Here is a 13194-nt window from a genome sequence, read left to right on the forward strand (position 1 = left end):
TATTAAAAATTGTTGAAAATGGCTGAATATGCTAAAAATGATTGAATCATTCGATTAAGATGAGGATCATGAATAAAATCATGATGATTTATGTTTCAATTGTTTTCAGCGTACCATTCATTGTATTCGTCAAACAGCGGGACGCCTGCGATATAGGAAATTTCCCAGATGTCCGGACGCAGTTCTTTCATGATGTCGTGTTCCGGAATCACACTGACGCCGCGCCTGCAGTGTGAAATGACGGGCCTGCCTTCGGGAAGCGCCATGTAAAGCGCGTCAATTTCGTCTCTGGTGAGCTCTTCAATCGGAATGTGAACGGCCCCTTCAAAATGAACTTCGTTGTAAAATTCCGTCGCCCTGAGGTCGACAATGACCAAATCTTCCGTCCCTTTCATGTAAACCAGCGAAAATTCGGGAGACAACCCGCCCCAATCGCGCTGCTCCCCTTGGTCCTCCGGGATTCCCGGAACGAAAGAAGCATTACCGCTGTCGGAATCAAGGCACCCCGCGAATAATCCGGCGCAGCATATAAGCAAAAACGCACAAAACAACAATTTCTTCATTTTCATCATCTCTTTATCAATATATACCCTGAACTTTTTAATTTTTTTAATTTTTAAAAAAATGATTTTTGGACAAGAATCTCTTTGATTTTTCAAATAAACCCTTTGAATAAAAATAAAAATGGAAATAAAAATGAAATTCTCAATTTTTCAATAATTAAAAACAAAACAACTGTTTACCCGCGTTTGTAATCAATACCGTACAGCGGTAATTTTTCAAATGCTTCTTCTCTTTTCTGCTGAAGGTCCGTCAAAAAAGATTCCATTTTGCCGGCCGCTTTTTTCTTGCATTCGCCGCACAAAATCTTGCCGCCTTTGCATTCATTTTGAATCTGAATCAATTCGGCGTCGTCATCAACCAAATGGAAAAGATAAAGCTCGTAAACCGAACATTTGTCAAACTCGCCGCCGAGTTCACGCTGCTCGTCCGCCGATTCGCGTCCGCCGGTTTTTGCTTTCATAATTTTTTTGGCCGCCGATTTCGGCTCTTCCGAAAGCGCGATGTTGCTGTCGGGAATGCTGCTCGACATTTTGCCGCCGGTCAGACCGCTCATGAATCTGTGATACGTGGAAGCGGGAAGGATGAAAGCGTAGCCGCCATTGTTATATTCAACCCGTCTGACAATTGTTTCTAATTCAATTCTATTAATATCAACAAAAATATCAATATGTTCTTTTGAAAGCTTTGTAAGAGAAGGTGCTGAAATAGCTGAAGGTTTTGTGGATGTTGTCGAAGGCGTTGCCAAACCTAAAAGAGCCCCGCCTGCACCTCCCACAAGACCGCCTGCTGCTGCCCCAAGTAAAATATTATCAGCTAAACTACGGAATCTACTTTTAATTTCATTTTCAATAGCGACAAGAGCTTCTTGGGGCACATCTTCCCTTATAGTAATACACCAATATTGTTTACCATTCGGACCTACAGGACGATTGATGAAAAACAGACTCATTTCACCATCTTGACATCCCAATTCTTGGTCATTAACAGGTTGGATTTTATCTCTATAAACAGACTCTATGTGGTTAATAATTCCAAAGAGATCATTTTCCGGAATTTTGCCACGAATATTGAGAGAACGATCAAAAAGTTCAGTATCTACCGAATCACTAAAAAGACCACCAAAAATTGCTCCTGCAACGCCACCTAATGCCGCCCCCGTAAGTGTATTTCCAAGAACATTGCTATTATTATTGCTAGCAAGTTTATTAGAATTATTTGGGGGAAGTTGTACCGCAAATTTTTCATAAATTGCTGCATTAATTTCTCTTAATGCTTTTTCAGGGGCATTTTTTCCTCGAACACTCCAATAGGGTTTATTTGTTTTTTGATCAATGCGTTGGTCTATGGTAAACATGTCCATTTTTGTAGCAATGTCGCGCGTCAAACGTATGTGCGGGTCTTGGTCGGCACCGACCGGAACGACAACCGGAATCGGCCCGCCATAAGTTGGCAGTTGAGAATGCAAAATATCAGCGCCCTGCGTGAGTACGGCAATCATGTGCGCCAAATGTGTCTCACCTGAAAATCCGTAAATGGCAGCCATTTCCGAAAAATTGACTTTTGTTCCGAGCTCAAACGCCAAATCCTTAACAAGCGGGGACTCGGACTGGAAATAAATGCGCGTGTTTTCCGGCTGAAGGCCGAGCGCAATCAGACTTGTAATGTATTCTTCAACGCCGATTTTTTTGCATTCGTCCCAGGACAAATCCCGGACGGCATGCGCCTCGCGGTCGGCCATTCCGATGACGGCGATTCCGCCCTGCTTTTGATACCAAACAATTTGGTCCATCACCATTTTGTGACCGAAATGCGCTTTTCCCGTCGGCATGAAACCGTCCAAAACGACAAACGGTTTTTTGTTCCGGATGGCATCCGCAATCATATCGTAACCGCGGTGGCCGAAAATAATGCCTCTTCTCATGTATTTGTGCGGGTCGGGAATGTCATCCAAGACCTCCGCAAACGGCTGAATACCGAATTCGTCAAACAGTTTAGAATAGTCGCTGATTTCAGACGACTTCCACGGGTCCAATTTTTGCGCCATAAAGAATCACGTGAATTATAATGTAATAATATAGAGTGTCATTGAACATTAACAGAGTATTTCAAAATGTCTGTAATGTATATGATATAGAGTTGAGAATTTGAAATAAAAGTCATTCATTAAATTAAGCTTTTGTTGTCTATTTTCATTTGTTTCATTTTTAATGATTCTATTTTTGAATGATTCAGTTTTTGAATGATTCGGTTTTTGAATGATTCCGCTTTTGAATGATTCAGTTTTCGAATGATTCCATTTTCGAATGATTTCATTTTCAATGATTTCGTTTTGGATGTTATCACTTGTTTGAAAAATGATAAGGGGATATTCAAAAACTGCTAAAATCGGATTTGAGCAGGATTGGGAAAAAAAAAAAAAAAAAAAAAAAAAAAATGAAATCCGTTAGAACTTAAACTCATTCATCTTTTTCCTGTACTCTTCTGAAACAAAAAGCTGCAACGGCAAGTGCAAAAAGTAAAATTACCGAAGAGTTTGCCGGCGGTTCTTTTTCAGATTCCGGCTCTTTTGAAGATTCGCCCGGTGTTTTGATTTCGGAACCTGCTGTTGTTGTTTTGTGTGCTTTGTTTGTATTTGAAGAGGTGCTGCCGCCGGTTTCTTCATTTGTCAGCGGTGAAACGCGAATGAAATCGCCCGTGCCGTCAAAAGCGTTTTCTTCAATGATTACCCAGTCATCAAAATTCAAATAGCCGGTTTTTGTGATTTGAACATTTTTATTATCGGGCTGAACCGGCAGCCAAACGGTTGCCGTTCCGTCAGCGACATACGTTTCATATTTTTGAATCTCGCTGCCTGTCCATCCGAATTCTTCCAATTCGGTCAGCCTGTCCAAAGCGTTTTCCCGCGTTTCGGTTTTAAATCCGCCGGATTGAATCAAAGCGCCGGAGATGCCTGAGGCCGCTGTTTTAGAATCCGTTACAAACAAAGTGACGGGTTCAACATTTTCGGCATTGCTGCCGCCCGAATTCAAGAAATCGGCATGACCTTTATGATCACTGAAAACGGAAACGATTCCGCCTTGAATGATGACTTTTCCGTCCGCTTCAAAATCCGGAGTTTCTTGAATGTCGCCGGGATCCGGAGAATAATCGGAAGGAATATCCATATACTTTTCAGAGCGATAACCGCCGCCGATACCGCCGAAGGCAATAATATCAACATCGTCGTTCAGAATTTCAATGACGGCATTTCCGCCCGTTCCGTTATAGATGCGGCTGCCGTCCCAATCATAATATTTGTCTCTTTCGACACCAAAACCACCGGACCCGCCGCCGATTGCCGTGCCGATGCCGCTCAAACCTCCGTTTTCGGATTTGCCGCCGGCCGCAACAATTTTTCCGGAATAAATCAAAACCGACCCGTTTCCGCCGTTTCCGACATGGCTTCCCGAGCCGCCGCCGATACCGGTGCCGGCACCGCCGTATGACAATTCTCCGGCTGTTCCGCCGACTGCCGTAATTTGGCCGTCATAAATCCAAACCTCGGCATTACCGCCGGGGAAACCTTCCCGAGTATCCGAAGAATTGCCGACATCCGTGTGCGTGTATGTGCTGTCACCGCCGCCGCCGCTTCCGATCGCTGCGCCCGCGCCGCCGAAACCGTTTTTCCCGATGCTGCCGCCAAATGCTTTAATGGTTCCGTTTTGAATCAAAATCATGCTGTCACCGCCGGCATCACCGTACCATGCACCACCGCCGCCGCCGCCTCCGACCGCGGCGCCGGCACCGCCTTGACTGCGCTCGCCGGTATTGCCGCCGACGGCTTTAATTGTTCCGTTTTCAATGACAATGTCACTGGATCCGGAATAACCTCCTGGATAACTAAAGCCGCCGCCGCCGCCGGCACTTCCGACAGCTGCTCCCGCACCGCCTCTGCTTCCGAGGGGATAGGTATAACCATAATACTCGTCTTCAGCCCATTCTCCGGTATTGCCGCCGACTGCTGTTATTTCGCCGTCATGGATGATTAAACAGCAAATGCCGCTGTCCCCGCTGCTGCCTCCGGAACCGCTGCCGATTCCGGCGCCCGACCCGCCTGCGCTTGCGTCACCGGTACTGCCGCCGATTGCTTTAATTTTTCCGGAAAATATTTCGATATCAGCATCGCCGCCGTTCTTAAAATGCCCGCCGGAATCACCGCCTGAGCCGCCGCCGATGCCGCTGCCGGCACCGCCGCTGGATCTCAGATTTGTGCTGCCGCCGACGGCTTCAATATTTCCGCCGTAAATTTTGATAACTCCCTTTCCGCCGCCGCCGTTTCGGCTGCCGGAGCCTCCGCCAATACCGCTGCCGGAACCGCCGTTTTTGCCGGAGCCGCCGATTGCCGTAATTTTTTCGCAATCATAAATCGTGATTTCAGCATCACCGCCGTCATTATTGGCGCCGTTTCCGGCTGCACCGCCGCCGATTCCGTTTCCGGTACCGCTGAAATAAGAATCAGCATCGCCGCCGATTGCCGTAATTGTTCCGCCGTAAATGGCAACAACCGCACGGCCGCCGTAATTTTTGTGACGGCCGTCTCCGCTGCCGGCACCTGCTCCTCCGCCGATTCCTGTGCCGCTGCCGCCGAAAGATTGACTTGGAATCGCTCCGGCTTTTGCAAAAATCGTTCCGTTCCGAATTAAAATGACAGCATTACCGCCTTGGCTGCAAGAACCGCCGGCACCGCCGCCGATACCGGCACCGGCACCGGAATCAAAAGCTGTGTACGCCTCAGGATCTTTTTCATTTCCTTTTGTCAAACTGCCGCCGTATGCTTCAACGATTCCGTTTTCAATTGTCACAGAAGCATCGCCGCCGGCACCGCCTGCAATTTCACTTTTTTGGGAATATCCGTTTCCGCCGGCACCGCCGCCGATACCTGCGCCGGCACCGCATTCGAAATATGTACTTGAAGCAGCACTGTTGTCAATTACATCACCGCCGGTCGCTTTAACATTGCCGCCTTTAATCAGAACAGTTGCATTGCCGCCCTTGCAGGAATTGCCGCCGGCACCGCCGCCAATGCCGGCACCTGCCGCACCGCTGTTATAAACAGAAGAAGAACTGCCGCCATTCACATTAACGGAACCGCCATATGTTTCAACGGTCCCGCTTTCAATCGTAATAAGGCCGCTGTCTTCCCCTTTGACTTCTGAAACAGCACCGGCACTGCCGATTCCGGCGCCCGCGCTGCCGTCGTTTGTTCCGTTGCCGCCGTAAACAATCAGTTTTCCGCCGTCTTCTGATCGGATCAGAATTTCGCTGCCGTCCGGAACTTCCAGCCCGGCTCTTCCGTTTGCCGCAGGTTCTGTTCCGCTTTTTAAAACGTTATCGCCTTTCAGCGTCAGTCTCACATTTGCGTTTTCCAGCACAAAAACGCCTGCATTTGAATAAACGCCTGACCGGTTCAAACAAACACCGTTTATTGTGATATCAACCGCCTGTTTATTTTTCTTTCCGCTTTCAGTTTTAACAAAAATGATTCGGTCGTTCAGTTCACCGCCCGACGTTTGAGAAAGTGCAACCGATGTGCCGGCAGGATAAATTCCGGGTTTGCCTGCGATAGATATTTCGTTATTTTCCGTAATAATGACTGTAATATTTCCTTCTGCAATATCCAATTCAATGCCATCCGTTCCCGCAGCAGCCGGCAGCAGAAACAAAGACAAAATCAGGAAAAAAGCAAAAGATAAAAAATGTAACCGTTTATTTTCCATTTTTAATTCCTTCTGTAAATTTTGTTTAAATAGAAATGAATTTTAATTGAATATAAACGTTATTAAAAAATATATTGCAAATATAATAATCATGCTCGAATATTTGAAAATATATACATCAGCTATTTGAAAAAATGACGTCGACAGAGTTCTGTTTTAAAAAGAAGATACGGAAAAAAAGAAAATGTCAAAACAGAATAGAAAAATGAAAAGAAGAAATGAAGAGCAGAAAGTGAAAAGGAGAATTAAAGAGAAGAAATGGAAAAATCGAAAGGAGAAAATGCTGCCGATGAAATGTTGATTGCAGATACTAAAACAAATTTAAAATTAAAACAAAAATAACAATAAGCAGGAAGCTAACAGAAGAAAACAAGAAAACAAAAGAAAAAAAAACAAAAAAAGAATGAAAATAGCGAGGGATGGATTCGAACCATCGGTCTACGGGTTATGAGCCCGTCGGGATCTCCTGGCTACCCCACCTCGCTTCATAAAACAAATGATTTTTGACTGTTTCGATAATTGAAACAGTAATAAGAAAGCAGGTTAAAAAACGATTTCTTTTATTTATAGCTTTGTATGAGAAATGAAAAAAATTGAATGAATGTGCGAAATTCATTCAAATCAAATTCATTTGAAAGCCGAGTCATTCAAGTCAAATTCATTTGAAAGCCGAGTCATTCAAGTCAAATTCGTTTGAAAACCCGATTCATACAAGTTAAATATCGTTCTCGCCGTCCTCCTTTTCAACATAAGCGTAGCAGGCAATTGCAATCATAAACAACAAAATCACAATCGGGGAACGTCCGGGTTCAGTCGGCGGTTTTTCGGATCCGCCGCCGTCTTCCGGTCCGGCTTCCTGTCCCGGTCCCGTGGGGGGAACGGAACCCGAATCATCGGGATCTGTAACCGTTGCCGTACCTGTGCCGCCGCCTCCGCCGCCGCCGCCGTTATCTTTGAGATAAAGAACATTCAAAACGGTGTCGGCATCAAGAGTCAACGGCAAAGATTCCTGAAGTTGACCGGCCTTGTAATCGGCGGGCTGATATTCATTTATCCAATCGTCTCCGAATTCCGAAATGATCTCGGATTGCGTCAGCTTCGTGCCTTCCAATGTGATGAAAGAGTTGGTGCCGATCAAATTTGAAGTTAAAGAGTCGGCGAAATAATTGATTGTCACGGTGACGGATGTGTCTTCTTTTATGTAGAGAACATTGAAAACCGCATCCGTATCCATAACCCACGGCAAAGGTTCCTGCAATTCGCCCGGTTTGTAACCGTCGGGAATATAGAAATCCAACCAACCGACACCGATTTCGGAAATGAAATCATCTTCCGTAATTTCCGTGCCGACAACAGAATCAAAAGATTTCGTTCCGATCGGACTTGAAGTCAAAGAATCGGCGAAATAATTCACCGTCACTGTTGCAGGCGTACTGCCTTTAAGATAAAGAACATTCAAAACGGTATCGGCATCGACGGTTATGGGAAGCGGCTCTTGAAGCTGTCCGGCCTCGTAATCCGGAGGCTGATACCAATTCAGCCAATCAGCGCCGAGTTCTGAAATGAGATCGGATTCCGTGATTTCAGCACCTTCGTAAGAAAAGACATATTCCGTCGCTAAAACACTTGACTCCAAAGAGTCGGCGAAATAATTCACCGGAACAACGGCGGAGAGAATTTCGTCACCGTCGAGGAAGAAAATATCAAAATTATTGTAAGCGTTTGTAAACGGTTCCGTAAATGTTGTGTTTTCCATCACGGGAAGCGTTTGGACATATTTCATCGCATCCGACAAATTCGACGGATCGGGGTCGTTTAAATCCCACAAATAGCCTGCCGGCGCAAAGTTTCCGGTGAATATCAGATTAGATTCATCCGTCTTCTTTTGGAAATCCGCATACTGTGCCAATTCTTCCGGCGTTAAGTCCAAAAAATTGACGTTAATGTAAACAGCGCCGCCGCCTGCATTAGCCATGTTTCTCTCAAACGTCACTGTCTGGCCGCTGTTTCCCGAAACATCAACCGTTGATCCTGCCATCATGAAAATACCGCCGCCAAAGCCGCTGCTCTCATTTGCGATATTTCCGATAAATGATGTGTTTTCCGACAGTAAAACAGAAGAGTTTTGCGAAAAAATGCCGCCGCCGTTCGCGGCAACATTATTGAGAATTAAAACATCTCCCGAAATGTCAAGAGTTGAGTTTCTTGCATAAATGCCGCCGCCGCCGATATTCTCATTTGCGGCCGTGTTTTCACTGATGAGAACATCATCGGAAATTTTTGTATTTGAATTTGTTAAATACAATCCGCCGCCGGAATTTACCGCGCTGTTCTGAGCAATGGTCGTGTTGTTTTGAAGCGTCAGCTTTCCGCCCGAATAAATACCTGCGCCGCTGCTTTTTGCCGTATTTCCGGCAACCAAAACATTATCTTTCAAGAGAAAAGAGCCGAAAAAGGCAATTCCGGCACCGTTTGAAGCTTGATTTTCAAGAATTTGAACATCATCTGACAAGACGGCGCTGCCTTGAGAGTAAATGCCCCCGCCGGCTGTTCCTATCGGTGACGAAGACGAATCAACGGCTTTGTTATTTTGAATCAGAACATCATTGGAAATGTTCACAGGCGCGAAAGTAAAAATGCCGCCGCCGCCGGCAGATTTTTTAGTAGTTTCCGAAATGTAAATCGGAGTGACGATTTCAGCCGTATTGTTTGAAATGTTGACGTCGCCGAAAATATCAAAAACATAAATCGGTTCAGTTATATTATGATTTACAAAAATACCGCCGCCCATAACGGCATTGTTGCCGGAAATTTCAACGGAATCAAAAATTTCCAAACCGGGAATCGTTCCTTCTGATTGGAAAAAGTCTGAAAAAATGCCGCCGCCGGCGGATCCTTGAGCTTTGCCGCCGTAAGTAATTGTGTTGTTTGTAATTTTTGTATTTTCATAAATTTTCAGATATGAACGATGCGAGTCAATGCCGGCACCTGACGGATTTCCGTCATACCCGTCAATTGTGTTGCCGGAAATAATCGTATCGCCGCAGATATCGACAACGGATTCCAGAAGATGTATTCCGCCGCCGGAAGGTTCACCCGCTGTCGGACCGGGACGCGGATCGCTGCTGCCGACTCCGATTGCCGAGTTGTTTGAAATATTGCAGTCCCGAATGGTTAAATTGCTGTACCAGATGTTAAGACCGCCGCCGACACCGTCTCTGCAGTCTGTAATTGAAACGTTTTCAAGTGTCAGATTCGTACAATGATCAATGTAAAAACCTGAATTGTTGCAGTTGGTAATTTGAATGTCTTTGACTTGGAGATTTTTCATTTGAGGATTTTGGGATATATTTTCCAAATTTATGCCGACACCGTCAAAAAGAACATTTTCGCTTGACAGTGTGATATCGCTTCCGCTGACATTCAAAAACAGATAATAATCCGAAACGGCAAGAGACGAATTGATTTTACGGACAGTCGACGAATCTGATTTAAAAATAAGCGTTCCCGGCTTTGAATAATTGAGACCGAGCGCAGTGCCTGCAAGGCTTGAAGGATTGACAGCCGCTTTAAATTCATCTTCCGTAAAAAGATCGTCTGTGAGATCGATATCGTTTAAAAGAATAATTTCGTTATCGGCATCACCGTTTATGTTTGTTGTGTTAACTGCATCGCGAAGCTCCTGACCGTCCGAAACACGGATTGTTTCAGCAGCTGCCGGTCCTGCCGCTATAAAAAAAACGGCAAAAATCGCAAGAATTGAAATGAATAAGATTGAAATGATCTGAGCTGTTTTTACTTTTGTTTCGGTTTCCGTTTTTCTTGTTTCTGTTTTTATTGTCTTTGTTTTTGTTTTATTGAACATATTTATCCCTTCAAAATCACATTTTTACGGGGATTAATTCAAGAGAATCAATCGATGTCAATTTTAATTGCTGTTGATTCACAACAGCTGTTTAGAATTGTTTTTCGTTTTTTGCATTTTGTTTTTAATGATTGTTTTTAATGATTATTTTTAGTGATTGTTTTAACGATTTAACGAATTATTTCTAATGATGTGTGACTCATTTGTCAATCATTTTTACTGTCGCTCGTTGTCCCTGTTTTTTCTTTGCAGCCGCACCTTTGTCCTTTTTCTTCACATTTCCTTTTCCGATTCGGCTTTTTCAACATAAGCGTAACAGGCAATCGCTGTCATAAACAATAAAACAATGATTATCGGCTTGTTTGAAGCATTCGGTTCGCCCGGACTAGTGTTCTGTGAAGGGACTTGATTGGAAGGCGGAGTCCCGATGCCGGAATCGTCCGGATTTACAACTGTTGCTGATCCTGTGCCGCCGCCCGAACCGCCGCCGGAACTGCCGTTTCCCGGGTTTTCGCCGCTGTCTTTGACATAAAGAACATTCAAAACGGTGTCTGTCTTGACCGTCAGCGGCAAAGTTTCATTCAATTGGCCGGCCTTATAACCCGACGGCTGATACCAATTGATCCAATCTTTATCGCCGAACTGTGAAATGATATCGTCTTCGATTATTTCGGCGCCCTCGTAAGATTTGAAATCTTCTGTTTCTATCACGCTCGAATCCAAAGAATCGGCGAAATAATTTACCGGAACGGTGACGGATAAAATTTTTTCGCCGTCAGAGAAATAAATATCAAAATTATTGTAAGCGTTTGTAAACGGCTCCGTAAATGTTGTGTTTTCCATTGCGGGAAGCGTTTGAATGTATTTCATGGCATCCGACAAATTTGACGGATCGGAATCACTCAAATCCCAGCGGTATCCCGCCGAAGCGGAATTTTCCCTGAAGACAAGATCGGATTCATCCGTCTTTTTTTGGAAATCCCCGTAATGCGCCAATTCTTCCGGCGTTATGTCCCGAGCATCGATATCAATGTAAACAGCACCGCCGCTGTCACTTGCCGTATTTTGGCTGAATGAAACGGCCTGACCGCCGGCCCCGGAAACATCAGCCGTTGTGCCGTCCATCATGAGAAGTGCGCCGCCGAGTCCGCTCTCATTGGTTGCGTTGTTTTTTTCAAATGTTGTGTTGTTCGAAAAGGAAATAACAGATTTGTTTTGAGCAAAAATGCCGCCGCCGTTCGGGGCTGTGTTGCCGCGGATTAAAACATTTCCGGAAATGTTCGTCTGAGAAGCACTCATAAAAATGCCCCCTCCGCCGCCGCCGGTACTGTGCGCAATATTGTCGCTGATTTCAACAAAATCAGAGATTTCGGCATCAGAAAGCAAATACACGCCGCCGCCCGAACCGCCTGCTTCGTTCTGAGCGACTGTTGCATTGTTTTGAAGAACAAGAACATCCCCTTGAAAATTGATGCCGCCGCCTGATTTTTGCGCTTTGTTTCCGGAAATCAGAACTTTATCTTTCAAAGTCAAGGATTTCAACAGCGAACAAATACCTCCGCCGCTGTCTGCTTCGTTGTCAATGACTTGAACTTCGTTTGACAAAATCGTTGTGCCCTGTGTATAAAGACCGCCGCCGAGTGTGTTCATATGATTTGAAGATGTGTCAATTGCCTTATTGTTCTGAATCACAGCATTGCCGGAAATATTGACGGGCGCCAGCGAATAAATGCCGCCGCCGCGCGCAGACACATATCCGCCCGTTCCAGAATCATACATTGGAACCGTTATTTCAGCAGAATTGTTCAAAATAACGGCATCGCCTGAAATATTGAAAACGTGAGACGGGTCGGATGTGTTATAATTCAGGAATATGCCGCCGCCCTGAACGGCTGTGTTGTTGGAAATCAAAGTGTTTTCATAGATTTCCAAATCAGGCACGGTGCCTTCGAGCACATACATCGCAAAGAAAATGCCGCCGCCAAGTGCGTTTACGGCATTTTCATCGCCTGAAACTGTGTTGTCGGAAAGATTTGTGTTTCCGTAAATTTTAAGATTGGTTCTTTCAGCATAAATGCCCCCGCCTCTCGGTATTGAAGCGATTCCCGAAACTGTATTATTGCATATGTTTGTGTCGCCGCAAATTTTAACATTTGATTCCAGCATGCGTATGCCGCCGGCGCTTACGGTTGCGGTGTTATCTGAAATATTGCAGTCTTGAATCGTAACGTTGGTGTACCAGATGAAAAGACCGCCGCCGGTTCCGCTTTTGCAGTTTGTAACAGAAACATTTTCAAGTGACAGATTATCGCAGCTGTCAGCATAAAAACCTGAACGGTTGCAGTTGACAATTTGAATATCTTTAATTTGAATATTTTTAATTTGAGGATCCTGCGCTATTTTTTCGATATTTATGCCGACACCATCGAAAAGAACATTTTCGCTTGACAGTGAGATATCATTTCCGCTGATATTCAAATACAAATAATAATCCGGAACCGTAAGCGACGAATTAATTTTGCGGACAGCTGATGAATCCGATTTAATGGCAAGTGTGCCGGATTTTGAATAATTGAGACCGACTGCATTTTTTGCAGCGCTTGAAGGATTTTCAGCCGCTTTAAATTCATCTTCTGTGAAAAGATCATCTGTCAGATTGATATCATTTAAAAGAATAATTTCATTTTCAGGGTCCGTATTGCTGTTTGTTGTGTTAACCGCATCGCGGAATTCCTGACCGTCAGAAACTTCGATTATTTCGGCAGCTGCCGGTCCTGCCGCTATAAAAAAAACGACAAGTGCAAAAATAAATAATAATACATTTGCTTTCACATTTGCTTTCGCATTTGTTCTCGCATTTGTTCTCGCATTTGTTTTCTTTATTCCAAGATTCGTGTTTCCAATACTCGTTTTTATAACCGTGTTTTGCATAATGTCGCCTCATTCGTTTTAATGGAAGGCGTAAATTTTGTCTTACATATAAATATAGATATTGAAGTATAAAAACGT

General features: G+C 44.6%; 5 protein-coding genes and 1 tRNA gene. All 6 read right to left on the minus strand.

The features are described from left to right. Nucleotides 1-95: 95 nt before the first annotated feature. Nucleotides 96-563, minus strand: coding sequence for a rhodanese-like domain-containing protein (locus MmiAt1_RS05215; protein WP_318785839.1), 468 nt, complete (start codon nucleotides 561-563; stop codon nucleotides 96-98). Between the two features lie 176 nt (nucleotides 564-739). Next, on the minus strand, nucleotides 740-2608 hold the full coding sequence (locus MmiAt1_RS05220; protein ID WP_318785840.1) for a tryptophan--tRNA ligase: 1869 nt from the start codon (nucleotides 2606-2608) through the stop codon (nucleotides 740-742). A gap of 412 nt (nucleotides 2609-3020) precedes the next feature. Next, nucleotides 3021-6266 carry a hypothetical protein gene (locus MmiAt1_RS05225; protein WP_318785841.1) on the minus strand — a complete coding sequence of 1082 codons (3246 nt, stop codon included), beginning with the start codon at nucleotides 6264-6266 and terminating at the stop codon, nucleotides 3021-3023. 464 nt (nucleotides 6267-6730) lie between these two features. Beyond that, nucleotides 6731-6805, minus strand: a tRNA-Met gene (locus tag MmiAt1_RS05230). A gap of 230 nt (nucleotides 6806-7035) precedes the next feature. Continuing rightward, nucleotides 7036-10185, minus strand: a complete 3150-nt coding sequence (locus MmiAt1_RS05235) for a right-handed parallel beta-helix repeat-containing protein (protein ID WP_318785842.1) — start codon at nucleotides 10183-10185, stop codon at nucleotides 7036-7038. Between the two features lie 273 nt (nucleotides 10186-10458). Further along, the gene (locus MmiAt1_RS05240; protein ID WP_318785843.1) at nucleotides 10459-13017 is read right to left on the minus strand and encodes a right-handed parallel beta-helix repeat-containing protein; all 2559 of its coding nucleotides are present in this window, start codon (nucleotides 13015-13017) and stop codon (nucleotides 10459-10461) included. Nucleotides 13018-13194 lie beyond the last annotated feature (177 nt).

It is taken from the genome of Methanimicrococcus hacksteinii (assembly GCF_032714515.1).
In the GTDB taxonomy this organism is placed as follows: domain Archaea; phylum Halobacteriota; class Methanosarcinia; order Methanosarcinales; family Methanosarcinaceae; genus Methanimicrococcus; species Methanimicrococcus hacksteinii.

Excerpts from the sequence above, each read along its gene's own strand:
- MmiAt1_RS05215 (WP_318785839.1), bottom strand. The coding sequence starts at position 563 with ATGAAGAAATTGTTGTTTTGTGCGTTTTTGCTTATATGCTGCGCCGGA.
- MmiAt1_RS05220 (WP_318785840.1), bottom strand. The coding sequence starts at position 2,608 with ATGGCGCAAAAATTGGACCCGTGGAAGTCGTCTGAAATCAGCGACTAT.
- MmiAt1_RS05235 (WP_318785842.1), bottom strand. The coding sequence starts at position 10,185 with ATGTTCAATAAAACAAAAACAAAGACAATAAAAACAGAAACAAGAAAA.